We start from the raw sequence: 25602 nt of genomic DNA, 5'->3' as shown, positions 1-25602 counted from the left end.
GCTCAAACCTCAGGTGTTGCAACCACCACTAGAATCCGCCTTATCGCCAAATCCATCAGGCTCTTGTACCCGGTCTGGAAGTAGCTGTTCGGACTGGAGGACTGCTTATCATCACGATCCGGTTTCACGGATCCGCCGTAGAACGTATTCTTCCCGACGGCCTGCGTCACCATCCTGGGACCATCACGCTCGATGGCCTCACGGTGTTTTTCCAATATCGCGCTTCCACCGGTGATGGAGGCCATGGAATCAACGATGAGCCCGACAAAACATCACCAGCCCCTCGCAGGACACACGCCGTAAATCGTGTCCGACTCGGACAGATATGCAGCTAGAATCTCTTCTTCACCACATTGACGACCAAGTGGCCCACTTTGCTGACGACCGTGGGACCGTATTTCTTGGCGAAGGCAGGGGCTCCGGTATCACGTGTCTGCATGAGGAGCACAGAGCTTACTCGGAAGACGAAGCTTCCTGAGGTTCTGCGTCAGTCTTCATCTTGAACGGGTTCATCTTCCATTTCCTCATCGTCTATTGCGAAGGCTTCGTCGGAGATACTGATTCAGCAATCAGGAGACATGGTCATTGACATGTCTTTGCTCCCATCCTGGTCAGCACCCGTATGGGCCCATGAACCTGAATCCGTTGAAATGCATCATATAATCGGGAGTGTCGGCACACCAAGTATGGTTATGAAGTTGTATGTGGAAAGCGTCAAGCCGTTCTCTAACAAGCTGAGATGTTCCCAATCGGTACGCACGAGCTGTTTTATATTCAGTAGCAGAAGAACTGCCACGAACAAAAACAGAAACGTCCCTATGGAAAAATGATAGACAAGGTGTTCGTCGCCGGCACTGATACGGTGTCTTTTGTTCCAAATCTTTTGCATAAATCAATCACTCCTTTCTGAGTACAAAAAGAGCAGTCAATCCTAAGACTAACTGCCATGTATGCATAGATATGAAATTGCAAAACTGGAAGTTATCGCTCTGCCATATATCTCTGTATTTCATCAGAGGTCAATTTTCTTATTTGTGTATTTGCATATTCTCTGTATTCTTCAATCATGAAAACAGGTTTCACATCTTTGCAAGTTTTTCCTTTGTTCTTCTTTAGATATAACAGCAAGTCCTCACCGTCCGCAAAGATTTTGTATGAAAGTCTGCCATTCTCACTTTTCAGTTCGTAAATACCACATGACTTTTTAGTACTATAATCAGCAGTACGCAAATATAATTTCGCTATCTCTAACGATCTAAAAGGGAAATTCCACCGTTGTAATCCACGTTTGGGGTCATGCTCAATGCAGATACACCTCCCGCAAGTCCCACAAATGTATTGTGTATGATTTTCTAAACAATCTAATGGATTTAAAAGTGGTGTTATTCTATTCTCGTCAACATAACATTCCATACACATTTCAGATTCACTCCTTCTGCAACTTCAAATGCGTTGCTTCCTTCATACCCATATGATAACAGTTCCATATATCTGCTACAATAAAAAATCTACCCACCAAATTTATTTTTTCGGTTGTCCCTGCGGTGTATGGTTCCGTGGATTGCCTGCGTTCTTCAATACAATGTCCTCTGCTTTTACATACCAATCCGCATCTGCACCCGTATAGGTCTTTCTTGATACCGTATCGGCTCCGGGATTGACAAGCTCCACAACTGCATTATACGGAAATTCCCTTAACGGTACTTCTGGCGGTACAGACACGGGAATAATTCCACCATGCAGACTACAGTTTAAATCAGGCTCTTGTGTTGTTTTCGTGGGTGGTGGTTCGTCGGTGAGCCGTTGAATCCCAAATGGTCGTCGAGGACGTGCCGGCGGACGATTCGCCGTTGTGTCCCGCTCCCGCGCCGGTGGTCCGGGTGCGGTGCCGGAAGGCGACACCCGGGTGTTCGCACTGCGGGCGCAAGTGCCCTGAGTACGACGACGGGGTCGGCGAACGGCGACGGCCCATCGACCAAGCCGGGGCCGGGCTGGAACGATGGATTTTCCGAGCCTCCCACAGCCGCATCCCCAAGATCGTCGAACCATGCGGGAAGACCCACGGACGCGAGGACAACATCCTCGGGACCATCGGACTCGGCCACTCCAACGCCAGGCCCGAGGCATTCAACGACAAGATCAAGATCACCATCCACATGGCCTACGTCTTCCGCCACGTCGACAATCTCATCGCCATGATCAAACTCCGATGCAGCGGCCTACCCATCCACCTGCCAACACCCATCCTCTAACCCACGAAAACAGCAGAAGGCTCTCAAATGTATAGCGACGAATATCGCACCTTGTGATTCGACGTATTTTACAAACTCCAATCGTCTGGAGGATTTTGCTAAGGCTATGGGATTTAATATACATAGATCGACGTATACCGGTTCTTTGTTTATGTAAGGGAATGATTGATGGTTCGGTTTGCCTGTTTGTATAATGCGCTTATTTATCTTGGTGCCGGATGCTTTTCGGTCTACTATATGGTGGCCTATCATGATGTGGGCCTGTCGGTGCTGCTGATCTCCATCGTCAATGTGGTGTTCGACGTCAGCGAATCGGCCAGCGAGCTGCCCACGTCCGTGCTGTTCGACCGGTGGTCCCGGGAACGAACGCTGATCATCGGCGTGTTGTGCCGCGTCGCGGGATTCATATTGATGCTGTTCTGGTCCGCGAACTTCGCCGTGCTGTGCCTGGCCAACGTGCTGGCCGGCATCGGGGCCGCGGTCGAAAGCGGCGCGGCGTCCTCGCTGTACATCGAATACGCCCGCAAGCACGATCCCTCGCTGGGTATGAAGACCTTGGTGTCAAGACTGTCGGCGATGATCGGTGTGTGCACGATATGCGGCGGTGCGGTCGGTGCCGTGCTGTTCCTGCTTGACTCCCAGCTGATCTGGCTGGGCGCGACGGTGTTCTACGTATTGGCGATCATCCCGCTTCTCGGTCTGATGAGGGCCGGGTCGCGCACCAAGGCGGCAGCGATGGATGGGAACGGGACGACGGAACGGCAGGCCGAGGCGTCCGTCGAATCCGATGGATCCGCCGAGCCGGGCGAGTCCGGGACCTCGCTGACGGTGTTGGATCATGTCAGGCAGACCGTGGCGGCCGCGGCCGTGCTGCTGCGGAAGCCGGAGATATGGAATATGGTGGTGTTCAATCTGGGTACGTTGTCGGTGCTGACGTTCTGGCAGCTGCTGCTGATGGGCCACCAGACCGGGGTCTGGTGGCAGTTCGCCGGCCTAGTGTTCACTAATATCGCGCAGATCGTCGGCAGTCGTCTGGGTATGCTGCGGCTGCATCCACGTTCCGGCGACATTGCGATCCTCGTGCTCATCGTGTCGGCGGTGGTGCTTGCGGCCACGCCGATGCCGGCGGTGAGGATCCTGGCGTTCTTCGTGTTCTCCTGCGCGCAGATGTACGTGGCGAACACGATCTCCAGCAGCTTGCACGAGAGCATTAACGATTCGATCCGCGCGACCGCGTTCTCCGTGGGATCGCTCGTATTGATGGCCTTCACCGCGGTCGTCACCCCGCTGTGCGGCTACATCGCCGACACGTTCTCGATTTCCTGGGGTACACTGACGACGATCCCCCTGCTGGTGGCCCTCCTCATCGCCGGACTTGCGCGAAAGCCTGAATCCGACAAACGGGTAAAAGTCGATATTTCGTTGGATTGAGACGTCAAGGGCTTGCGGACACGATGTCCGCAAGCCCTTGACGTCTATATGTCATTCATTCATGGTTGGAATGCGCTCCTCCTACGCGTGCGGTTGAATGGTTAGTCCATCGCTATCGTCGGAGGGTGTCAGGGCCGAAGATGAAACCGTCTGTTCCGGGTGCGTGATCCAGGTGGAATGGATTGGCAACGGTGTACGACTTGTCGCCGGGTTTCACGTCGTCCGTGTCGAATTCGTTGGAATCCTTGTCGAGCAGTGGGCCGTCCAGCGAGGCGGGACAGTACACGGTGACGTGCCAGTTGCCGTCGTCCATGGGGATGAGCACGGTGTAGTGCCTTGGAGACCGTCTGCCGCGGCATCCCTTATGGATGATTCCTTGATAAAGGAGTTTCGGGGGGCGGGTAACAAAAACCCGGAACCGAAGTTCCGGGTTTTTGTCTGGCTCCTGCGGCTGGGCTTGAACCAGCGACCGTCCGATTAACAGTCGGATGCTCTGCCAATAGACAACGGGCAATTCGACTGCCATGTCAGGTATGGTAATCTCGAACCAGCCAGAAGATCGATAAGCCAAATTACCTGCGACTGAAGTGAGGACGGAATCATGCGTAGCGAGTCCCCTGGTCTGTTGTATTGCGCGGGTGCATTAATCGCAGTGACCTCTTGGGCTCTTTTCATGTTCTCGAAAGAAGTCCATCGGAAAGGCCGAACAGTATCCATCCTGAGATTGCCCGTCATTTGGATACTGTTCCTCGTGAGTTCGGCGCTGGCTCTCGCATCATATCCGGTTTTTGAAATATACTCAGGATCCATGGATCCAGATGTCCTCGATTTCTACAGTCAGCCGTTCATACGGCTACTGCCAGCAGCGACCTGCATAGTGAATCTGTGCGTATCGACATGCTGCTCCATGGCTCTTGTCAGCAAGCGCAGAAAAACCGAACATCGAAACATCTGAACCACAGCGTTCGAGATGAGATGCCATGGAAAAACCGCTGCTTCCGCTGGCCTTGGTGCCGCTGACCGTCGGATTGGTCCTGATATCCGTCGTGATCGGATCCAAAAAACTGGGAAGAGAACGCAAAAGGACTCTTCTGCGTGTCTTCTCGGCGCCCATGGTCGTTGCCGGCACGTTGATCATCGCGAGCCAACTCGCATGACGCTTCGCGCGGCGGCTCGGCTTCCCGGCTATCGGCCGCGGCCAGTCCACGGGCCCTCTGTGCCATTCCCCGCAATCAAACAGCAACGCCCGGTCTCAAGCCCATGAGACACTTAAGACCATGACTACCATCATCATGCGCACCTCGCATGATAATCCTAGCCAACTGTTTTTGGCTTTGTTCCAAGGCTTTCGATTTTTGGGAAACCTACCGATTACCCTCGTTTCTCCACGAGGCACCCACAGGCACCCAAGAATAATCTCAACTGATTCCCACCCCACCGGTCGGCCACCATCAGCCGGAACGCTCGTATCTCGCGGCGTTGGCGATCTCGTTCGCCTGAAGCGTCGGGCATCGCGTTGACGATCCGCTCGACCTTCTCGCGCACCATGGCGTCGAGCTTGCTCTCGAACATGGCCTGGTCGAACTGTATGATTTCCTTGGACATGGCTCCATGCCTCTTTCCAATCGCGGTTTTTCATTGTCTGGCGACTGAAAATCGTACCCGGCACGGCCCATGTCCTTTTCCATCAAGGCCGGAATCCAAAAATGCGCAAGAATTCGGTCGTTATCCCCTTAGAGACTAAAAGAATTCTATTAGTTCAGCAAATTCGTATATCAATTTATTTTTTAGCATGTCGGACAATACAGTAAATCAACCACTCTATGGCTAAGATACCAAGGTAGAAAAGCGCCCATACGGAAAAACTAATCAGCTTTACTCCTAGTGTCTGTACAGTTCCATGCCCGTCCACTGTTCTTATAAAAAGGAATACACTAATGCATAAGAACAATATGAATTGAATGATTTGGAAAATTCTCCAACCTTTGTTTTCCACAATCACCCTCCTGTAACCCCAATCTCTATATGCTGATTCCACCATTATAAGCCGCCCTTGGTGAAATGTCAGGCGCCCCGTTGTCTAATTGAAAATGCAACACCCGTTAGATTGGAGATCGTCCGGATAACCAGTCCGAAGGGATGTTGCACCTATGGGAGAAGTGTATTCGCACCTGTCGGAAGAGGAACGCCAGGTCATCCAGATCGAGATCGGCAACGGCACCAGCATCCGCAGGATCGGTCTGATGCTCGGCCGCAACGCCTCGACGGTCGGCAGGGAGATCAAACGCAACACGTGGTTCCCGTCCAACGAGAACGAGTCCTGACGGCCGTACCGGCCGAAACGGCTGAAGACGGGCCCGTGGACGGGCAGATGCTACATCGCCGGCCCCGCCGCGGCGCAAGGCCGACCGCAGGCGCGCCAAACCGCGCAGGCGCCACCCGCCTGTCATGCGAACGCCTGTAGGCGCGGGTGGCCGAATGGCTGCGTCGCGGCTGGTCGCCGCCGCCCGTCAGCGGCGGGCCGCGCGTCCTGTTCCCCGACGACTCCGCCATGCGCGTGTGCCCGGAGACCGTCTACCGTTGGATCCACGCCGACCGCCATCGCCGTGAACGCTGGGCGCGCTGCCTTCCACGCGGCCACAGGAGGCGTCGCAGGCGTGGCGGCGGGAGGACGTCGCGTTTCCCGATCCCCGGACGGGTTCCCATCCCCGAGCGTCCGCCGGAGGCCGGCGACCGCAGCGGTTTCGGCCATTGGGAGGCCGACGGCGTGATCGGCGCCGGATGCAACCCGCACACCGAGGTCGAGAGGAAGACCAGGTTCCTCATGGCCGGGATCGTGCCCGGCAAGACCGCCGGGGAAAGCGTCGGGGCGCAGCCGGCGATGTTCTCGCCGCTGCCGGCCGGCGCGCGCGGCGGCGTCACGCACGACAACGGCACCGGGTTCGCCCGCCACACGCGCCTGCGCGACGAGCCGGTCATGGACACGTACTTCGCCGACCCATACTCCAGCCGGCGGCGGGGAAGCAACGAGAACAGGAACGGCATGATCCGCCGGTATCCGCCCAGACGCAGCGAGATCCGGATGGACATGGCCGGGGAACTGCGGGAGATTGTCGACGAGGCCGACAACCGTCCCATGCGCGTGCCGGACTACCGGACGCCCGCCGAGGCATTCGCCGACGAACTGCTGGAATTGCAGGACCAACAGGGGTGTTGCACCTCTAAATAGACATCGGGCGCTTACTGTGGCGAGAACTGGATCTACAGGGCCAACGTGACACAAATTATCGAAGAACACGGCATCTCAGTCACGGTCCAACGGCAGAATGCCGGAACCGCTCGCCGCATCGTTACCCAATGCATTGGTCTCAATCTTGGTGGTCGGCTACCCCATGCCCCTAATCACAACCCGCATTCCTGCAATCAGGCATCACCACCCGGTCTCAAGCCCATGAGACACTTAAGACCATGACTACCATCATCATGCGCACCTCTGATGATAATCGCATGTGGTCGTTTTTGGCTTTGTTCCAAGGTTTTCAATTTTTGGGAAACCTGCCGGTTACGCTCGTTTTCCACGAGGCACCTACAGGCACCCAAGAATAATCCGGGAACGTTCCACCACCCTGCCGGCGCTCAGCGTCTTCGCCGACCGGCACGGAAAAGCGCAATACCCCCTGTGGTTTCATGATGTTCCGCATGGGTGGTGCCCAGAAGCATTCACCCGGCAGCATGTCTCCATGGCGGACAATAGACAGAACGATACGCAACCCGTGCAACCGTCCCAGCCGCCAATGGCATCCAAATCCATCCCGAATCCCACAGGCCCATTGCAGACAGCCCAGATCAGCTGGCTCATGGTCCAAAGCCGCCTGCGACGCCACCGTCCCAATAGCAGGAACGGTCAGCTGCGCAGTATGATTTCCGCCCTGTCGGCCAGTTCCCGTTCGCGCACACCCATGGCAGACAGGATCGCTTGGCTCCGCGATGGCATGGTGGAGGTCACCCGTGCGACCAATGCGGAGAAGCGACCGAACAATTCCAAGTAATCGTCCTTGTCAAGCAAATAACCAAGATCACCGATGGCCTGATACACGTTCTCGTTAGCGCGCCCATCGTACCGGGCACAATAGCAGCGCTCGTCATGCGCGCACAGGTTGCGGTAGAACACCAGTCTGTTGAAGATGCTGTCCAGCCGCTTGATGGTGATGCGCCGTGGCCTGTCGTGCGTGTCCGCATACAAACCGGTGAAACTTTCGGCGACCGCCAATCGGACGGCCGGGGACTGGACTTGGAAGAACCATACCGTCTGGCCGAAGGAAAGATCGTTGGCCAGCACCCACAACGGGACCTGGCCGTTGTGGTCTTCCATGCAATGGCGGATATACGCCTTGCCGCCATAGTCGCCCCTGTTGCGCGGGTTGCCGTCCAACTCAAGTATCCGCTTGAAGACCTTGTCGATCAATGCCATGGCGCTCGGACGGCACCTGGAATCATAATAGTCGGGATTGAGATACGGGTTGACCTCGTCGGGGTGCAGCCCGGTGAACTCATGCGCGCACACTGCCTTGAGCGCGGCCTCCGCCCGTGTGATGGAGGAAAACAACAGTTCACGCAACTCACGGTCGAACAGGAACAGGGCGTACAGATCATCGAAACGCGCGCCCGTTCCGTACCGGTCATCACCAGCGGTCAGGCATGCCTTTCGGTCGAGGAACAAATCCTTATAGCCATTGACGATCGGATAATAGCCCTCGCGCCTGAGCACATGACCCGCACCGGCATCGACGGCCATGCCACGGGAGCGCAGAATGCGCAGCTGTTCGTTCACACTCCTGTAGGGCTTGCGCAACGACATGGATCCGACCTCCCCCAATCCAGCGATGAAAGCACTGAGGCCACCCCGCGTCCACGGAATGGCCTCAGCGAACCGAACGAAGTCCAGCTTATTTCGCTGTTACAGAATAGCGCCAATCCCCCGCGAATGCAACCCAGCCAGACGGCGGACGATATAATGAAACCTCCATATCATCATTCCAGAGGCACACGCCGGTCCATCAAGACCACCACCAGAAAAACCCAAACGCCCACAAAGGAGAAGACGCGCGCCTCCACGAGGCCTGTATGACCCTCGCTCTTTCAAGCGTCTGCACGAACCAGGCGAAGTCGTAGATGCCGTATGTCGTACATCGATGATGTCGGGTCCCCAAGCAGGGTGCTCGTGGCTCTTCACCAGGAGGCTGGAACACTTTCTCGTCGATTCCGCAGGAGCGACGCAAGCCTTCCGCTCCTTGAACTGGGCCTGGCCTCTCCGGTAAGCCCTACTACAATAGGACTCACTCCTCCGCAGTTCGAGAATCGAGTCAATATGTGCCGAATTTGCCACATTCTTGCAGGTCTCCTAGTGGGTACCGGACTCCTACGCACAGTAAGCGGCTTTATTTTTGACTACCTGTATCCGGAATACGTGTCTAGCTTTCCTTCATACCTTTATTTTTTACGAGCAGTCCCCTTCCTTATCGCTGCTGGTGCTGTCGAAACTATTTTATTCCTGACAAAAAGGAGAAATAAATAAAGAAACTCAAACAAATTGTCACTGCTCTAGTATCTGTAATATTGGCTGGAACTGTGACAGTAAATGCGTCGGCAGCAGAATCTATGGAAACTCCCTATAGGAGTCCTACCCTATCCAGCTTTCCGTCTAATGCTTCTCTGGAAGATTTTGAGAAAGCCTCAGATAACGAAGATCTGAGAATTATCTCATCTCCTTCTCGGGGTGCTAATTACAAAACGTGCGATGCAGAGGCTGTAGCTTTACTGCGGATTTATTCTACTACAGGATCCGGCTCGTCATCTAGTTTCACGAATCTCGGTCATTCTTGGCTTATGATCACAAACCTGTCTGGCTCTACGGCAGACATTGCTGGGATTAACGTTGCTGATGGTAAATCTATAACAGCAAGCACTTGGGATGAATCCGTAGATGTCAGTAGAGAATATAAGGGTCTGTGGCTCAATCTTGATTCGAAGCTTAATTCCAATGGTATTAATCTTCAGAATGTTTCCATTCAATTACCCTTAAGGCAAATTGATTTAGATACAGTGAATTCTAATATTAAAAATAACGATAAATGGGGCTATCTTAACAACTGTTCTACTTTCGCTTCAAAAATTTGAAATTCAATTGCTAGTGACAGCAGTAAAGTTGACGCTGGAGCCATGAATACACCAGCCAGTCTAGCAAAAAGTATTACAAAAGTTGGTGAGGCAGAATCATATACATTGTTAAAGTACAATACTTCTTCACCGCATTACGATTCCGTATATTACGGCTATCCTCCCATAAAGAGTAATAACAATAATTAGACAACCAAATCTGTCCGGTAAAGCCAGACTAGTTTTATCTATAATGTGAGCCGCAAGTGTTGGCATAGCGCTTGCGGCTCATACGCACGATAAGCAAGAGCCACAGCATTCCCACCCGGTCTCAAGCCCATGAGACACTGGGGACCATGACTACAGTTATCATGCGCACCTCCGAAGGTGACATGCGCATGATGCTTCTTCTTTGGGATGTGACATCAGGAAACAGATCACTGAAGATTGTTGAAATTCCAGTCAAAACCACTCCAAGAGCCCTGAACAATCCCGATTTTCCCGAAAGATAGAATCCCCACGGTCGAAGGATAGCACCTTATTCAAAATCACCGGCGTAGGCAATTACTCTTTCTTCTAATGGTTTTTCAAGAAGTAGAGAAAGACAAAACAACCGATGTCCAATGGAGACAGGAAAAGACGGAAATGGGGATGCGTCGTCGCCTGCAAGGACGCGGACGGAAGGATCGTCTCCTGGCAGGCCCGATACCAGAGTCCCGTCAATCCCAGGCAAAGAATCTACCGCCGATTCGGATTGGAATTCCAGACCGAGGCGTACCGCTGGCTCGACGAGGAGCACGCGCTCGTCATCGACCATAAAAAGGGAATCCGCAGGTGGACGCACCCGTCTGCAAGGACGATGCACGGCAGGGTCCTGTTCTCCTCATACGCGACGCGTTTCGTCGCCAACCTGCGGAAGAAGGACGGGTCGGAGCTGAGCGGCAGAAGCAAGCGGATCCAGAAGGCGGCGTTGGACAAACTGCTCCCCTGGTTCGGCGAGACGCCCATGTGCGACATCACCGAGGAATTCGTCAACGAATGGTACGCGAAGGCATGCGACGAGGTGCGTCCCTCCGCGCTCGAGCACGCGGTCTGGCTGCTCAAGCGCCTGATGAGGGCCGCGACCGAGCGGCAGCCGGACGGAGGTCCGCCACTATTGTCCTCGAATCCATGCAATCTCGTCACGAGGAAGAGACCGTCCAAAAGACGCGAGCAGGCGCCGATGACCAGGCAGGAGATCGACACGCTGGTCGAGGGCTTCCCGGAATACTACCGCCTGTCGATCCATCTCGCGCTGCTGGTGGGCGGGCTGCGCATCGGAGAGGTCTGCGGACTGCAACTTAGGGACATCGACCTCGACCACAGACTGCTGTACGTGCGGCATTCCGTGACGCAAGGTCCGGACGATCTGGGCGAATACCGGCTCGACGAGACGAAGACCCCGGAAAGCCACCGAGTCGTACCCATCCCCGCACCGGTCTGCCGTCTCATCAGGGAACATATCGACAGGTTCTGTCCCGACAGGGATCCCGACACGATGCTCTTCCACGCGATCAGGCACCCGGAACGGGTCCTGAACCCGACGACGATCCAACGGCAGTTCCGCACCGCGAGGAAAAGAATCAACCGCGAGGACGTGACGTTCCACTCCCTGCGCGCGACACACGCGACGATGTTCATGATCCAGGGCGGCACACTGCGCGAGACCATGGACGAGCTCGGCCATGTGGACGTCGACGTGGCCGTCCGATGCTACCAACGCGTGGTGCCGAGACACAGGCGCGACGTCGCCGAACGACTGGCGCTCGAATATCTCCCCGCCGGGGATCCGGCCGGCATCAAGGCGCAGATAGCCCAGAAGGAAGAGGAAATCGACCAGCTGCGACAGACCGTCGCCGGACTCCGAAGAAGACTGGAAGAGCTCGAAGACGACGGAGACGGGCGGAGCCAGTCCGGATAAGCATACCCAAAACCGAAAAACCGAAAAACCGAAAAACCGAAATAATGAAAAACCAAAACCGGTGGAGACCGGCATCAAACGGAACAGGCCCACGCATCTAAGCGTTGCGGCATCTGCCGTCGCAACACTTAGATACGTGAGGCGTTATCCGAAAATCATCTCGACCTGTGCCTGAGTTTCGGCTTCTCCTGCCCTGGAGGAACGATGGCACGCTGATAGGAGTAATGCTCGCACACATGTTGTCTCTGTGCGGGAGACATGTCGTATGCCTTGTTCGCCGGTTGCGTATACTCACCAAGATGGGCCAGATCATTCGACATGGTTAACGGTTCTGACAACGGCTTGACGATTCTTCTGAACATATCCTCGAGAGGACGCAGATCGTTTCGCTGCATCCCCGCGATCGAGGCTTGATCGTTCGTCCTTTTGTCGATGAGTCCCCAGTCGAAATGCCAGCCGGCCTCCCGCGCGATGATCTCCCAGAAAATGCGTTGCGTCCGTCCGTTGCCCTCACGGAACGGGTGAAGGATGTTGAAGTTGTTGTAGCTGACGCTCAGACGCTTTACGAATTCGTCATGGCCGAGACCCTTGAGAAGATCGTCGGCGCGAAGCACCTCCTCGGAGTAGCGAACCCCCATGCTGAACAGCTCCAATGGCTGGAAGGGAAGCCCCTCGCCCTTGCCCATGTCGATGGTTCGTATCTCCCCCGCCCAGTCGTACACGTCCTGGAAGAGGAACCGGTGTATGCGGCGAAGCTGTTCCAGCGTCCCCTCCGCAGGTGGGAGATTCTCTCTCAGAATGGCGGCGCGGGCGGAGCAGAGATCGTTCTCCGCAGCCGCCAGCGCATCCTTGTCCGTGGCGCCCACAAGGTTCCGCAGCACGTTCGTTCCCGGAATCAGGTAGGGATCGAAGACACGCGCCATCGTCACTCCAGTCCGTAACGGCGACGGGTGCGGGAAAGAAGCTCGGCGCTGCCGATGCTCCCCCGCGCATATTCTCCGGCATCGCGTATGAAGGCCCTCGTCACGTCACCGCCTTCCAGCCGCACGGACTGCACCGACAGTCCGACGTTCTCCGTGCGGCGGCGCATCTCGGATTCAGATATCGTTCCGAACATTGCACCTCCTTTTCTCTTTAGATTCTAGCAAAACCGACGGCCCTTAGACGGAGCCGCGCCTGATTCCGCTCCTAAAGTCCTTCATTCCAGTCGCAATCCTTTCGCCAGATGCCACGCATGACACGTCAGGCACGCCACCGCACCGTCATCGCCCAGAAGGAGCATCAGATCGGCAAGCTCCGGGACGAGGTGGAAAGGCTCAGGAAGATCCTGCTGGAGCGGGATACCGGAACCGGTGAAAACCGGGAAACCGTTTTACCTAAAAACCGAAATACCGAAAGAACTACATACCGAAAAACCGGGATATGGAAACACTGGAAAACCGAGACAAGGAGAAACCGATGAACGAGAAGACCCGCGAACCGATGGTGATCGCGCTTTGAGACTGCTTATATCGTTTTGGACGGAATGAGCGTCAATCAGAAAGTTATGTATGATGGTTTCGCTTATTTATCTCGGTAAGGAGAATCCCATCTCATACAAGACAGTATTCGGCATGGACGCTTTCGATAGACATGACACCGATGGAGGAAACCAGACCGCGGATTCAGCCAGCGATATAAAGGTGTATCCTGAGTCCGCTTCGGGATGTTTGATTAACGACTTGGGCAAGTTGCTGAATATGAATCCGGATTTCTATAGACGACGGATCCGCCGCATTAGACCGGCTGCGATTGCCGTCGGGCTGAGCGCCATTTGCCTGATTGACATTTTCTTGATTCCAGATGATTCGAATCCGGTTTTCCAGAATTTCTTCAGCGCACTGTTTGGTTTCTTCCTCGGGTTGGCCTCTTCTGTATATGAGGAATTCCGCAAATGGGCCGACCGAGTTAATCAGACCATGAAAGACGCTGAAGGACGTATGCCGATATGGGAAGCCATATATAAGAATTCCATATTCTACGATGAATGTTTTATAACGCTTCCGGCAGCACGCGTATCCCCAACCTGGGCACAAAGAGCATGGATTAAAATCAGATTCCCCTCATTGTCGCGCAAGTGGCATAAGTATTTTCGCAACGGAATGGCTGAACCAGGTTTGAAACCATTACCATTTCCGCTTATCTATGACTCTTCGCAGAGTGAGCAAAAGAAGTTCTCGATAAGATGGCGCCATTGGTTCAATAAGAGGGAATGCAGAAAGCAGCTTCATTACCTGGAGTCGCTGAGCCGATGCATCTTCATACTCGAACCGTATCAGGCGACTCTTGATTATCTACTGGCCTATTCGTCCAAGATAATCGGGAAGGAAATTCGTAAGGATAAAATCCTGAAGGGATACATTCCAGTTAATGACGAAGTCTACGTTTACCAAAAAAATGTAGACAAATAAGCAATACCGGAATACGGAAATACTGAAATCAGTAAATACCAAAAAACAATATACCGCAATCGGATCCACGTGAATCCAGGACGCTTTTTTCAGGAACGCGGTCAAGAACACGGTACGGCACCTGACGGTGGTAGGCGACCACCTTGTTCTTTCCCATCCATTCCAAAGTCGGCATGACCTGTTCTCCTCGCTACTTCATGGAATTGGTATACTCAGAGTATATCGGCCTAATGGCTCATATGACGCGCGGGCGAAAGTATTCTGACCGACGCGCAGTGGGATTCAATCGTTAGGGATTTCCTACAGCGAATGGCATGACCGACGCGGACGATGAGAGCGTGACCTAGGTGGCGATCCGTTACAGCCTGTCCCAGAACGGCAATGGATAACGCCCGAATTCTTGCGCAAAAGCGGTTCGGCCCGTTGCCGGGAGGACAACTTCAGTCGGTTGATTGCATGATGCCGTCGAGCCGGGACATGTCCAGGTAGCGGCGTGCGCTCCATTGGTTGGCGGTGACGTAGCGGATCCTGGCGCAGACGAGCATGAGCGCGCTCCTGCCGTCCGGGAAGCTGCCGACCACTCTGGTGCGCCGGCGGATCTCGCGGTTGAGCCGTTCGATCATGTTGTTCGTGCGGATCCGCCGCCGATGCTCGACGGGATAGTCGTCGAGCAGGTAGGTCGTGGTCTCGCTGATGCCTTCCCTGAGGCAGGAGGCGGCGGCCTTCAGCCCCTTGGACTCCATTTCGGTGGCGACCTGTTCGGCCTTCTCCAACGCGGCCTGCCGGCTTTCCATGGCGAACACGGCCTTCAGGGCGGACGCGGCCCATGCCGCGTGCTTGTGGCTGACCTTGGACAGGACGTTGCGCATGAAGTGGACCATGCACCGCTGGTAGCGCGCGTCCGGCAGCATCGAGTTCACGGTGGAGACGAGCCCGGCGCACCGGTCGCCGACCACGAGCCGCACGCCCCTGAGACCGCGTTCGATCATGCTCCTGACGAACTGCTCCCAGCTGGCCTTGTCCTCCTTCATGCCCTCCGCGACGCCGACGACCTCACGGTGGCCGGTGTCGTCCACGCCGATGGCGACCAGCACGCTCACGTTCTCGACCGACCCGCCCCACGTGCGCTTGTGCCACACGCCGTCCACGAACAGGTACGGGTACGAATGGGCCGCCAGGGGACGGTTCCGCCATTGATCGATGTCCTCGTACACGCGCTTGAGCTTGTCGGAGAGCGTCTGGGAGGGCATCCGCTCGCCCCACAGCAGGCGGCTGATGTCGTCGACCTGACGCGTGCTGACGCCGGCCAGGTACATGTCGATCAGCGCCTCCTCGACGCTCTGCTCGCGACGCCGGTAGCGTTCGATGACCGCCGACTCGAAGACCGCGCCCTTCAGCTTCGGCACCCTGAGCGTCATCGTCCCGGCCTTCACGGTCAGGTTCCGCTCGTAGTGGCCCGCACGGTAGGCCCTCCGACCGGACGCACGCTCGTATCTCGCGGCCCCGGTGATCTCGTCGGCCTCCGCGTCCAGCATCGCGTTCAACAGCTCCTCGCCCTTCCGGGACACGAGACGGTCCAGCTTCGTCTCGAGCATGTTCTCGTCGACCTGTAGAATCTGGTTCGACATGGTTCGTCGCCTCTTTCCATAGCGGTTTTATGTTTGGCGACTGAAATCGTACCCCGGCGACGGACCATGTCCCTTCATTCAGACCTCAACCAAAGTGCGCAACAAACCGGGCGTTATCAAAAGCAGCTGGAGTCGACAATCACCTTCAATGTCAAAATGCTATTGACGGCTTATGGTTATTCGCAGTCCAGCTTGGCCGAAGCGATGGGAATTGGCCGTTCGGCCATGTCCCTAAAGATGTCGGGGAAAACAGGCTGGTCTGTATACGACCTGGTTAATGCATCAAGATTCTTGAAAGTAAGCACGGAACAACTTCTTGATGATTCTCTGATGAGGAGAATGGGCGTTTCGGACGATGCGGAGGCGGATATGGAAAAGTCCGCCGTTTCCGGCGGACTTTCCGATGATGTTACCCCCCGTCGGAGCGCGCCCCCGCGGAGGCACTCGAAAACATCCACCCGTTCGCCGACGACAACGGGCGTACCGGACGCCAGATCCTCAACATGATGCTCATGCAGGCGGGGTACGAGCCCATCGCCATCAGGCATGATGCCGGCAGCACCTACGCCGGACGGCTCGAGCAGTGGCAGGCGTACGGCGATCCGGTTCCCCTGGCGTGCATGGTCGCGGACTGCGTGGTCCGGGAACAGTGCCGGATCGGGAAGATCGTGTCCGATATCCGCCGCGGGCATCCCATCGCCGGACACGCCAGAGGTATACGTGAATAGTGTGTTTACACACTGTTCGAGAATAATACCCTGACATGTCAACTAACGCAACGTTTACTGGGATGACGGACAAGAAGGTTGGTTCCTATCAGCTCATAATGACGTTGCCGACTGCTTGATGGTGGTTGTGGCGCTTGTTTGTTCGATTCCGCCGGTGCTGGGTCGTTTTCGTCTGGCTGAACGGCGGCCAATCTGGGAGTTCGTTCTGGTAGACCTCGTCGGGCCATAATCTCCCAGATTCTGCGGGAGTTTACGCTGACTTCGGGAATTCGCCGCTGAACTCCCGTGCCGGACGCGGGAGTTTACGAGAATCCGGTACTCTCATGCATAATCTCTCAACAAAAACGTTGGAATTCCGCGATTCTCAAAAATCGACCTTGAAGCCGTTCCCGGGAGAACTTCGCCGGATTCATGTTTCGCGCTAAACTCCCGCGCGCATCCGGAAGTTTTCATAGAATCGGTCGCGCAAACGGACATCCGGATTTCTCAATTTCTCCCGGGATCAGCCTCTTCCACCGAGTTTTCCAGACCACAATCTGAAAACTCGTGATTTGAGCCTGCTGAATCGAGATTTTGAGTTCTTCCCAAACTGACTGCCGCAAACTGACCGCACTCATAGTCCTGTCAGCGCAGCCGGTTTGCGGAATGGAAGACGTGTGCGGAGAGCAGCGCGCAGCGGTGCATAGTCCCCATGGTTGGTGGCCGTCCGCGGCTACTCCAGCGGTGTGCGATCCCACTGGTCGGCGCGTGGAATGGTGCGCAGGCTGCGCGAACTGACGATTAGCAGCATACTGACGAGCATCACCGCCCAGAACACCAGCATAGTCCCGCTGAATCCGAAAGCGGGCAACAGACTTCCGGCCGTCGCTGAGCAGAACGCGGACAGTGCCTGGGCCGGTACGGTAAGCGTCACGGTGATACGCCCCTGCATCGTGTCGGGCGTCTTACCGAAAATGAACCCGAGCTGCAACGCGTTGATGATCGGGAACGGCAGGCACATCACGGCGTTGGCGATAAGCAGCACCCAGTAGTTGTCGGTCAGCAGCATCGGCAGCGAAGCGATGCAGATGAACACGAATCCGCAGCATGTCACCGGCCCGACCGGTGCGGTATCGCTGATCCGTCCGGCGATGAACGCACCCGCCAGCATCGCGAGGAATACGCCCGTATTCACGAATCCGATGAGCGTCGCGTTCACGCCGGTGCGCATCAGATGCAGCTGAATCGCATACTGGAAGCCATTGACCCCGAAATTCGCCAGCGCGGACGACACCATCGTCAACACCAGCATCCTGCGGTGCAGCGACCACGACCATCCTTCGGCGAAATCACGGAAAAATGACGCGCCGCCCGCTTTCCCACCGTCATCGTCGCTATCGCCGTTGCCGCTATCGCTGCCGTTCCGCGGATTTCCGCCGACTCGGATACGTGTCGCAGCCACGCCTGCCAGCAGGTACATGACCGCAGCCGACAGGAACGGCAACCACGGGGCGATGCCGTACAGCAGGCCGCCGACTGGGCTGCCGGCCATGTTGATGGTCGCGTCACGGCCTTCGTTGAGACTGCGCGCTTTCGGATATGAGCGAATATCGACGATGGATTTGAGCATCGCATCCGAGGCGGGGCCGAGAAACCCGTTGACCGCAGACTCGAACACCGCGATGGCAAGCAGCACGGGGAAGACCAGCTTGCCGGCCATGAGCAGCGCAGCGACTGACCCCCAACAGATGACGCCCGCTGTCGCGTTCACGATGATCAGTGTCTTGCGATCGTGACGGTCGGCGAATGTCCCGCCGAACACGGCGGCCGCCTGCTGTGCGATCGCGGCCAGCGAGCCCAACCAACCCGCTGCTGTGGTCGATCCGGTGAGCTTGTATCCGATCAGAGAGACCGCCAGATACCGCAGGGCCACGCCGATGGCCGTCGCGCTGTCCGCCGTGAACCATGGCACGTAACCTGGGATATCCCACAACCTGCTTTCGCGCACAGGAGCAGAAACGAGCTTTAACGAATTACTCATCTAATAATTTATCCTTACCCTACCAGTACTGGAATCCTACAGAAGATTAGGCGGCACTGGTTCTTTACAAACTTGCTCAGTATGCCAAGCATAATCATATATATCGAAGTAACCCTTTTCTCCATAATGAGCAGGGGCCGGTAACGTTTTGTTGGACTCGTGGCATAATCAAACCATAGAAACAAAGAAATCCAATAAAGCGACACCGTATCCAAGTGCCCACCTCTATTTGACGGAATGCACCATATTCCGGCACCGACGAACATCAGGATCGAGCCCCATCACCAATCGGCGCCAAGCCGCCCATATCCCATGATTAGCTAAAGATATCTCTGAATCACAGCGTTCAGAAAGGAGGCGCCATGGAAAAGCCACTGCTTCTACTGGCCTTGGTGCCGCTGGCCGTCGGATTAGTCCTGATATACGTCGTGATTGGATCCAAAAACCGGGAAGAGAACGCAAAAGGACTCTTCTGCGTGTCTTCTCGGCGCTCATGGTCGTTGCCGGCGCGTTGATCATCGCGAGCCAACTCGCATGACGCTTCACGCTGTGGCTCGGCTTCCCGGCTATCGGCCGCAGCCAGTCCACGGCTCTCCGCGCCATTCCCGCAATCACGTCTCTTCCCCGGTCTCAAGCCCATGAGACACTTGGAACCATGACTACCATCATCATGCGCACCTCGCATGATAATAGTAGCCAACTGTTTTTTGCTTTATTCCAAGGTTTTCGATTTTTGGGAAACCTGCCGGTTACGCTCGTTTTCCACGAGGCACCTACAGGCACCCAAGAATAATCTCATTCTTCTGTGCATATCAGCGGCTTACCGACGCACACGAAAGAAGCATGCGAGTGTTCCTGCGACCTATCTCAGATGGCGAAGCCGCTCGATCAGATCGACGAGCGTCTGTTCCTCCTGTTCCACGCAGTCTAGGAAAATGGAGCAGAACGAATCCGGCTTGCCGTCCACCTGCCATGCCTCCAGGCCTCGCGCATATGACCGACCCGCATCGTATTTGATGGCCACGGGACGGTATCCGTTCCGCAGCAGCACGAAGTTGAGCAGCTGGCGGCCGGTCCGCCCGTTGCCGTCCATGAATGGATGGATGTTCTCGAACATCGCGTGGAAACCGGCGGCCCTGAGCAGCGGATGCGCTGCGCAGCCATCCAACCCGTCGATCAAGGATCGCAGGTCGTCGCGGATCTCCAGCGGGTCCGCGGTCTTGACTCGGGTGGCGGTGATCCGCGCCAAATAGCCATAAGGACGGAACGTGCCGCGGGCGAACGGCTGGAGATCCAATGCGGTCACCTCGTGTAGACGACGGATCAGCTCCTCGTTCAGCTTCCGCCCCTCCTTGGCATATTCGCGCACGTAGGCCATGCCGTCAGCGACCCCTCGCGCTGCGAACACGTATCTGGCCGGCGAGTCCGATGGGACGAACTCGCCCTCCAACACCAGCGACGTGTCCTCCAGGGTCAGCGTGGATCCCTCAATGGCGTTCGAGTTGTAGGTGTAGCGCACCAGCCAGTCGCGGTCGTAATCCGCCAACGCCATGTCCTCGACACCGTCCAACGGCTCCAGCGAGCGGGCCCGGTCCTTCAGCGCGTCGACCCTCCGCAGGTGTTCGGAAATCTCCCGTCCCCCTTCAAGGGCGTTCAGCTCGTCGGGAAGGGCCTGGATGTGCCGTGACAGCTCGGGATTGGCCATCATGCTCCTCTTTTCGTGTTCCGGTTGCAAAGTCCATTATTCCAGTAGTGATTCGTTGCGCTAGCGGTTCAGATGACGGCTCAACGCATCCGGTCCGGTTCCGACGCTTCTGGCATCCCCGTCCCGTTGTCCAAGGTTCTTCCGCAACGTCTCGCCGAATCTGTCCATCAAATCCGTTTTATTGCGAATCGGGTCAGAAACACGAAGGACCTCACCTTCGCTGATTCTGCGGAGCATCCCGATACGCTTTACCAACTGTACCCGGATGGCGTCGAGGCGTTCGGGCGCGAACATGCGCATGCGCGACAACTCGTGCGCCACCTCGTCGGGCCAGTCCGACAGGGCGTCCAGGTCGAACCGGCCCCAATCCTCCACAAGTCTGAGCTGCCGCAAAGCCGAGGGCTTGCCGGTCGCGGTATAGAACGGCTTGGCGAACCAGTCCCGGCCGTCCACATCGAGCTCGCCGCTCCACAGGCTCGCTCCCGTGTCGTAGATCGGGGCCGGACGGACCTCAAGGGTCTCGATGTCACGGATCAGACCGAAGTTGTTGTAATGCCGGTCGGTGTTGCGCATAAGGTAATCGACCACGAGCCAATCGTCGGTCGCGTCGCTCGCCGCCCGCCCGTCGGCCCCGAAGCCGGCGGCGGCACGGATCCACTGGTCATGCGTGTTGAGGCCGCTGACGGTTTTGACGGACTGGAGCACCTGCCAGGCGGAGACCAGCTCCTCATGATTGGAGAGCAGGTCCGCGCATGTGGACACCAGACGGTTGCCGTTGCGTGCCAGGGAATACCGGACGGCCGGAACGCCCAATCGCATGCAGAGCCTCGAGGCGATGACCTCGTTCATCGGCTCCTGGCCCGTGCGGCCCGACTTGACGAGCAGCCTCCTGCCGGTGGTTTTGTCGATCGTCCAGCGTTTGGGAAGATCGCCGCCAGTGGACACGTCGGGGACGTTGAGGCTGATGTCATGGGACGACGAGTACGAGGTGAGCAGGATCTCGCCCAGCGCCTCGTCGAAGGAATTGTCGAAGAAGTTGACGTCCTTCCATTCGGCCGGGTCGTCCTCGCGTCTGACCCAGTACTGGTCCGACAGGCTCAGCCCGTAGGTCCTGTCGAGCAGTTCGTCGGTCGATGCCGCGCCAAGCGATTCGAGCACGCGGCGGATGCCGTCGCGGGTGGAGGGGATGGCGCGGGACCTCCACCATTCGTCGATCCTCTTGGCACACAGCGCGCTCTTGCCGTGCGTGGTGAACTCCAGGGGCAGACGATCATGGTCAAGGACCTCGCCAGAGGAGCACGCGCGACCGGACTCGGGATCGTATTCGAACGCAAGAACCGGATGGTCCCCGCACATGATCAGCTTGCGTGGCATGATTCCGCTCCCTCCAAACTTGGTCTTTAAAGATTCTACAGGCACGAATTACGCGCGAGACGGCGTCCCGTTTCATGACGCGATGCATGGATATGGGCCACTTCCGCAAATCGCAAGCCTCGGCGATGACGCCGACAACTGATACGGTAGTCATATTGGTTTCCCAAAGGTAAAGAGGCATGACCATGGGATTGTTCGACTTCGCTAAGAACTCTTTGGGTGACGTGCCGTCCGGCTTCGGCGGTCGGAGCGATATCGCCAACCATCTTTTCAACGACCGATGAAAAGGCTCCGGTTGAAGGCTATGGCATGATGACACGAGCGTGGGGAATTTATGACCGAAGGATACTCACATAAAGCGGCACACATCGTTGAGCATATCATTCTCGCAATCGCGCTAATCTGGGCTGGAGGCTGCACTCTCATATGGATGCAAACGGATATGTCGCATCGCATCGTGAACGCGAAATCCGCTGACGGCACCTGCGAAGTGACCATCAGCGAACTCGGCTCGCCCATATTCTTCGGCCCAAGCAGCATCACGGTCAAAGTCTCTTGGGACACCGATCCCGGTGTTATCGGTTCCGAGAACGTCACGGAAATCAAAACGGATCTGCACAACGACGGCAAATCATTAGGCTCGGGCAACTTCACCGTCACCTGGCACGGCAACATCCCGACCGTCACCACCCATGGCGAGGAACAGCCGGACCAAAGCTACACATTCAACTGGAAATAACCGCTCCGAACATCATGTCTCTCCCGAGAGTAGTCCTCACAACCGGGCAGGTCCCACAAGGAGCATAGCTCATGCACCCACTGTCCGGTCTCAAGCCCATGAGACACTTAAGACCATGACTACCATCATCATGCGCGCCTCCGAGGGCGACATCACCATCAACCTGTTCGACGACAAGGCACCGAACACCGTGGCCAACTTCCTGGGCCTCGCCACCGGCGAGAAAGAATGGGCCGACCCGTACACCGGCCAGCCTTCCCATGAACCCTTCTACAACGGTCTGACCTTCCACCGCATCATCAAGGATTTCATGATCCAGGGCGGCTGCCCGCTGGGCACCGGTACCGGCGGCCCTGGCTACGAGTTCGACGATGAGATCGACCCCGGCCTGCAATTCGACAAGCCGTACCTGTTGGCCATGGCCAATGCCGGGCTCCGCCGTGGCATGGACGGCAAAATCCACGGGACCAACGGCTCGCAGTTCTTCATCACCACCGTGCCGACCCCTTGGCTCAACGGCCATCACACCATCTTCGGCGAAGTCGCCGACGACGCCTCCAAGAAGGTCGTCGACAAGCTCGAAGCACTGGACACCGATTCGTCCGACCGTCCGACCGAGCCCGCAGGAATCCTCTCCATCGAAGTGAAGCGGTAAAAACCGCCCATACCTTCATGCCATAAGTGCCACAAGGCGGGGCGCCCCGATCCGACGATTCGGACCGGGGCCCCGCCGTATGCCACCCACATCCCTACTTCATCTTGCGCAGACGGGGTTCGGCGGATTCCTTGGCACCGGTGATGCGGTATACGTCGAACACGCCGTCAATCTTGCGCACGGCAGCCAACAGCGAGTTGAGATGCTGCGGATCCGCCATCTCGAAGCTGAACTGGCTGGTGGCCACTCGATCGGAACCCGTGGCGATCGTACCCGAGATGATATTCACGCCATGATCGGAAAGCACGCGCGTCACATCCGACAGCAGGTTGCGGCGATCCAATGCCTCGACTTGAATCTTGACCATGAACAGACCCTTGGTGCTGGTCCATTCGACCTCGACCACACGCTCGGGCTGCTTGCTCTTCAAGTCGATCATATTCTGACAATCGGTGCGATGCACGGACACACCCTGGTTGCGGGTGATGAATCCGATGATGTCATCACCGGGCACCGGCATGCAACAACGGGCGAGTTTGATCCACACATCGCCCACGCCCTTGACGGATACCCCGGTGGAGCTGCTGGAAGTCTTGCGCTCCACGGGCTTGAGCGGCAGAACCTCCTGCTCGACCTCTTCATCGACCTCGTCGGCACCCGCGTCCTTGACCAAATGCGAAATGACGTTCTGCGTGGAGACCTGACCGTCCCCGATGGCCGCGAACACGGCGTCCGCGTTCGGGAAGTTGAGATCGTCGGCCACACCCACCAACGCTTCCGGGGTCAACAGCGTGTTGACCGGCAGGTTGCGTTTGCGCATCGCCCGGGTCAGCTCGTCGCGACCCTCCTCGATGGCCTCAGTGCGGCGTTCCTTGGAGAACCATTGGCGAATCTTGTTGCGCGCCTTCGGACTCTTGACGAAACTCAGCCAGTCGCGCGAAGGCCCGGCCGTATCGGATTTGGACGTCAGAATCTCGACGGTGTCCCCATTGTCGAGCGTGGTGTCAAGCGGCACCAGACGTCCGTTGACACGTGCGCCCATCGTACGATGACCCACTTCGGTGTGCACGGCATACGCGAAGTCGACGGGCGTGGCATGAGCGGGCAGGGATACGATCTTGCCTTTCGGCGTGAACACGTAGACTTCGGACGAGCCGAGATCCTCCTTGAGTGAACCCAGAAACTCATTGGAGTCGGGGGTTTCGCTGGTCCAATCGGCAAGCTGCTGAATCCATTTGAGATTGTCGGCTTCGGAAAGCTCCTGGTTCTTCTCGTCACGCCTGCGGTCGGACTTGTCCGGCGAGCTCAGGGCGCGGCCGGCCTGGCCGTTTTCCTTGTATTTCCAGTGCGCGGCGATGCCGAACTCGGCGCGACGGTGCATGTCCCAGGTGCGAATCTGGATTTCGACCGGTTTGCCGCCCGGACCCACCACCGTGGTGTGCAGCGACTGGTACATGTTGAGCTTCGGCATGGCGATGTAGTCCTTGAATCGGCCGGGAACCGGGTTCCACCGCGCATGCACGGCACCGAGCGCCGCATAGCAGTCCTGAATGGTGTCGACGATGATGCGCACGCCGACCAGATCGTAGATGTTCGCGAAATCATGCCCGCGCACGATCATCTTCTGATAAATCGAGAAGTAGTCCTTCGGGCGGCCGGTGACGTATGCCTTGATGTTCTGCTCGTCGAGATCCTCGTTGATCTCTGCCAGAATCTGCTTCAGGTACACATCGCGCTGGCCGGCTCGGCGAGCCACCAGCACCACGATCTCGTTGTAGATCTTCGGGTAGAGCACCTTGAAGCTCAGTTCCTCGAGCTCCGTCTTGATGGCGTTCATACCGAGTCGGTTGGCCAAAGGCGCGTACACGTCGAGGGTTTCACGCGCCTTCCTCTGTGCCGACGTGGTTTTCACGTAACGCCAGGTGCGGGCGTTGTGTACGCGGTCGGCGAGCTTGACCACCAGGGTGCGCACGTCGCGGCTCATGGCCACCACGAGTTTGCGAATGGTTTCGGCTTGGGCGGAATCACCCACTTCAAGCTGGCTGAGCTTGGTGACGCCATCGACCAGACCGGCCACGGTGTCGCCGAATTCGGCGCGGCATTGATCCAACGTGTAGTCGGTGTCCTCCACCGTGTCATGCAGCAGACCGGCCGCCACCACGATCGGCCCCATGCCCAGATCCGCGAGAATCTGGGAAACGGCCAACGGATGGATGATGTATGGTTCGCCAGACTTGCGGCGCTGGGCAGAGTGCTGGATGACGGCGCGCCGGTACGCGCGGTCGAGGATGGACAAATCCTCACCGGGATGGTGGGACTTGCACACTTTCTTGATTGGTTCCAGCGGATTGAGCGGATCGGCGCTGATCTCGCAACCCAGTTTACGGGCGGCGTACTGCTCGCCATCAATCTCTGCCATGCCAGTCACCTCCCTCGTCATGAAGTTCATTGTAACCGCGAACCAGTGCCATGCGCACGCACCCGCCCGCCATCATTGGTTCCGC

Annotated in this window: 25 protein-coding genes, 1 tRNA gene and 1 pseudogene; 12 read left to right on the top strand and 15 right to left on the bottom strand. The window is 56.8% G+C overall.

Features of this window, described 5'->3' with window-relative positions; genetic code table 11:
* Positions 1–2 precede the first annotated feature (2 nt).
* Both FYJ31_RS02705 and FYJ31_RS13275 read right to left on the bottom strand, forming a co-directional pair.
* On the bottom strand, positions 3–245 hold the full coding sequence (locus FYJ31_RS02705; RefSeq protein ID WP_032744192.1) for a hypothetical protein: 243 nt from the start codon (positions 243–245) through the stop codon (positions 3–5).
* A 1276-nt stretch (positions 246–1521) separates the two neighbouring features.
* Positions 1522–1902, bottom strand: a complete 381-nt coding sequence (locus FYJ31_RS13275) for a DUF961 family protein (RefSeq protein WP_431355544.1) — start codon at positions 1900–1902, stop codon at positions 1522–1524.
* Here FYJ31_RS13275 and FYJ31_RS12670 point away from each other — a divergent pair.
* Together FYJ31_RS12670 and FYJ31_RS02680 are read left to right on the top strand one after the other, a co-directional pair.
* Entirely contained in the window at positions 1815–2252 is a 438-nt protein-coding gene (locus FYJ31_RS12670; protein ID WP_229773823.1) for a transposase, read from the top strand. The genes FYJ31_RS13275 and FYJ31_RS12670 overlap by 88 nt on opposite strands.
* 237 nt (positions 2253–2489) lie before the next feature.
* Positions 2490–3683 carry an MFS transporter gene (locus FYJ31_RS02680; protein WP_229773822.1) on the top strand — a complete coding sequence of 398 codons (1194 nt, stop codon included), beginning with the start codon at positions 2490–2492 and terminating at the stop codon, positions 3681–3683.
* Positions 3684–3795: 112 nt separating this feature from the next.
* On the opposite strand, the gene FYJ31_RS02675 is transcribed toward FYJ31_RS02680, so the two are convergent.
* Positions 3796–4008, bottom strand: a complete 213-nt coding sequence (locus tag FYJ31_RS02675; RefSeq protein ID WP_162859205.1) for a hypothetical protein — start codon at positions 4006–4008, stop codon at positions 3796–3798.
* A 114-nt stretch (positions 4009–4122) separates the two neighbouring features.
* Positions 4123–4194 (bottom strand) — tRNA-Asn (locus tag FYJ31_RS02670).
* A gap of 469 nt (positions 4195–4663) precedes the next feature.
* Between FYJ31_RS02670 and FYJ31_RS02665 the strand changes: the two genes are divergently transcribed.
* Positions 4664–4840 carry a hypothetical protein gene (locus FYJ31_RS02665; protein WP_154535903.1) on the top strand — a complete coding sequence of 59 codons (177 nt, stop codon included), beginning with the start codon at positions 4664–4666 and terminating at the stop codon, positions 4838–4840.
* A 214-nt stretch (positions 4841–5054) separates the two neighbouring features.
* Here the strand turns inward: FYJ31_RS02665 and FYJ31_RS12665 are convergent, their stop codons facing one another.
* Positions 5055–5288 (bottom strand): hypothetical protein, encoded by a 234-nt coding sequence (locus FYJ31_RS12665; RefSeq protein ID WP_013410807.1) that lies wholly within the window; start codon positions 5286–5288, stop codon positions 5055–5057.
* A 175-nt stretch (positions 5289–5463) separates the two neighbouring features.
* Entirely contained in the window at positions 5464–5724 is a 261-nt protein-coding gene (locus tag FYJ31_RS13270; RefSeq protein ID WP_052189177.1) for a DUF3923 family protein, read from the bottom strand.
* Between the two features lie 109 nt (positions 5725–5833).
* Here FYJ31_RS13270 and FYJ31_RS12655 point away from each other — a divergent pair.
* Positions 5834–6912, top strand: a pseudogene (locus tag FYJ31_RS12655) (IS30 family transposase).
* A gap of 675 nt (positions 6913–7587) precedes the next feature.
* On the opposite strand, the gene FYJ31_RS02645 reads toward FYJ31_RS12655, so the two are convergent.
* Positions 7588–8541: an Abi family protein gene (locus FYJ31_RS02645; protein WP_012577347.1), complete on the bottom strand. Its 954-nt coding sequence runs from the start codon at positions 8539–8541 to the stop codon at positions 7588–7590.
* A 770-nt stretch (positions 8542–9311) separates the two neighbouring features.
* Here FYJ31_RS02645 and FYJ31_RS02640 point away from each other — a divergent pair.
* Both FYJ31_RS02640 and FYJ31_RS02635 read left to right on the top strand, forming a co-directional pair.
* A complete protein-coding gene (locus FYJ31_RS02640; RefSeq protein WP_154535902.1) occupies positions 9312–9860 on the top strand; it encodes a hypothetical protein in 549 nt (182 codons plus the stop codon).
* Between the two features lie 595 nt (positions 9861–10455).
* Positions 10456–11799 (top strand): tyrosine-type recombinase/integrase, encoded by a 1344-nt coding sequence (locus FYJ31_RS02635; protein ID WP_032744195.1) that lies wholly within the window; start codon positions 10456–10458, stop codon positions 11797–11799.
* Positions 11800–11954: 155 nt separating this feature from the next.
* Here the strand turns inward: FYJ31_RS02635 and FYJ31_RS02630 are convergent, their stop codons facing one another.
* The gene (locus FYJ31_RS02630) at positions 11955–12722 is read right to left on the bottom strand and encodes a Fic/DOC family protein (RefSeq protein WP_154535901.1); all 768 of its coding nucleotides are present in this window, start codon (positions 12720–12722) and stop codon (positions 11955–11957) included.
* Positions 12723–12724: 2 nt separating this feature from the next.
* Positions 12725–12916: an antitoxin VbhA family protein gene (locus FYJ31_RS02625; protein ID WP_004222561.1), complete on the bottom strand. Its 192-nt coding sequence runs from the start codon at positions 12914–12916 to the stop codon at positions 12725–12727.
* A 117-nt stretch (positions 12917–13033) separates the two neighbouring features.
* Between FYJ31_RS02625 and FYJ31_RS02620 the strand changes: the two genes are divergently transcribed.
* Together FYJ31_RS02620 and FYJ31_RS02615 are read left to right on the top strand one after the other, a co-directional pair.
* Positions 13034–13261, top strand: a complete 228-nt coding sequence (locus tag FYJ31_RS02620; RefSeq protein WP_014484752.1) for a hypothetical protein — start codon at positions 13034–13036, stop codon at positions 13259–13261.
* Positions 13262–13349: 88 nt separating this feature from the next.
* Positions 13350–14249 (top strand): hypothetical protein, encoded by a 900-nt coding sequence (locus FYJ31_RS02615; protein ID WP_077426128.1) that lies wholly within the window; start codon positions 13350–13352, stop codon positions 14247–14249.
* A gap of 28 nt (positions 14250–14277) precedes the next feature.
* On the opposite strand, the gene FYJ31_RS02610 is transcribed toward FYJ31_RS02615, so the two are convergent.
* Together FYJ31_RS02610 and FYJ31_RS02605 are read right to left on the bottom strand one after the other, a co-directional pair.
* Positions 14278–14424 carry a hypothetical protein gene (locus tag FYJ31_RS02610; RefSeq protein ID WP_014484750.1) on the bottom strand — a complete coding sequence of 49 codons (147 nt, stop codon included), beginning with the start codon at positions 14422–14424 and terminating at the stop codon, positions 14278–14280.
* 265 nt (positions 14425–14689) lie between these two features.
* Positions 14690–15877, bottom strand: a complete 1188-nt coding sequence (locus tag FYJ31_RS02605; protein ID WP_012577342.1) for an IS256 family transposase — start codon at positions 15875–15877, stop codon at positions 14690–14692.
* 503 nt (positions 15878–16380) lie between these two features.
* Between FYJ31_RS02605 and FYJ31_RS02595 the strand changes: the two genes are divergently transcribed.
* A complete protein-coding gene (locus tag FYJ31_RS02595; RefSeq protein ID WP_060621619.1) occupies positions 16381–16605 on the top strand; it encodes a hypothetical protein in 225 nt (74 codons plus the stop codon).
* A gap of 712 nt (positions 16606–17317) precedes the next feature.
* Here FYJ31_RS02595 and FYJ31_RS02590 read toward each other — a convergent pair.
* A complete protein-coding gene (locus FYJ31_RS02590) occupies positions 17318–18625 on the bottom strand; it encodes an MFS transporter (RefSeq protein WP_012577341.1) in 1308 nt (435 codons plus the stop codon).
* Positions 18626–18987: 362 nt separating this feature from the next.
* Here FYJ31_RS02590 and FYJ31_RS02585 point away from each other — a divergent pair, with 362 nt between their 5' ends.
* Positions 18988–19140 (top strand): hypothetical protein, encoded by a 153-nt coding sequence (locus FYJ31_RS02585; protein ID WP_154535899.1) that lies wholly within the window; start codon positions 18988–18990, stop codon positions 19138–19140.
* Between the two features lie 347 nt (positions 19141–19487).
* Here the strand turns inward: FYJ31_RS02585 and FYJ31_RS02580 are convergent, their stop codons facing one another.
* Both FYJ31_RS02580 and FYJ31_RS02575 read right to left on the bottom strand, forming a co-directional pair.
* Entirely contained in the window at positions 19488–20330 is an 843-nt protein-coding gene (locus FYJ31_RS02580) for a Fic family protein (RefSeq protein ID WP_012577339.1), read from the bottom strand.
* Positions 20331–20390: 60 nt separating this feature from the next.
* On the bottom strand, positions 20391–21704 hold the full coding sequence (locus FYJ31_RS02575) for a HipA domain-containing protein (protein WP_154535898.1): 1314 nt from the start codon (positions 21702–21704) through the stop codon (positions 20391–20393).
* A gap of 442 nt (positions 21705–22146) precedes the next feature.
* Between FYJ31_RS02575 and FYJ31_RS02570 the strand changes: the two genes are divergently transcribed.
* Positions 22147–22443, top strand: coding sequence for a hypothetical protein (locus FYJ31_RS02570; protein WP_014483669.1), 297 nt, complete (start codon positions 22147–22149; stop codon positions 22441–22443).
* Positions 22444–22558: 115 nt separating this feature from the next.
* Positions 22559–23098, top strand: a complete 540-nt coding sequence (locus FYJ31_RS02565; RefSeq protein WP_154535897.1) for a peptidylprolyl isomerase — start codon at positions 22559–22561, stop codon at positions 23096–23098.
* Between the two features lie 94 nt (positions 23099–23192).
* Here FYJ31_RS02565 and FYJ31_RS02560 read toward each other — a convergent pair whose 3' ends face one another.
* Positions 23193–25517: a RelA/SpoT family protein gene (locus tag FYJ31_RS02560; RefSeq protein WP_195839417.1), complete on the bottom strand. Its 2325-nt coding sequence runs from the start codon at positions 25515–25517 to the stop codon at positions 23193–23195.
* Positions 25518–25602 lie beyond the last annotated feature (85 nt).

This window comes from Bifidobacterium sp. WCA-178-WT-4B (genome assembly GCF_009696495.1).
Classification (GTDB): Bacteria; Actinomycetota; Actinomycetes; order Actinomycetales; family Bifidobacteriaceae; genus Bifidobacterium; species Bifidobacterium infantis.
This window is presented reverse-complemented; position numbering and strand designations above follow the sequence as displayed.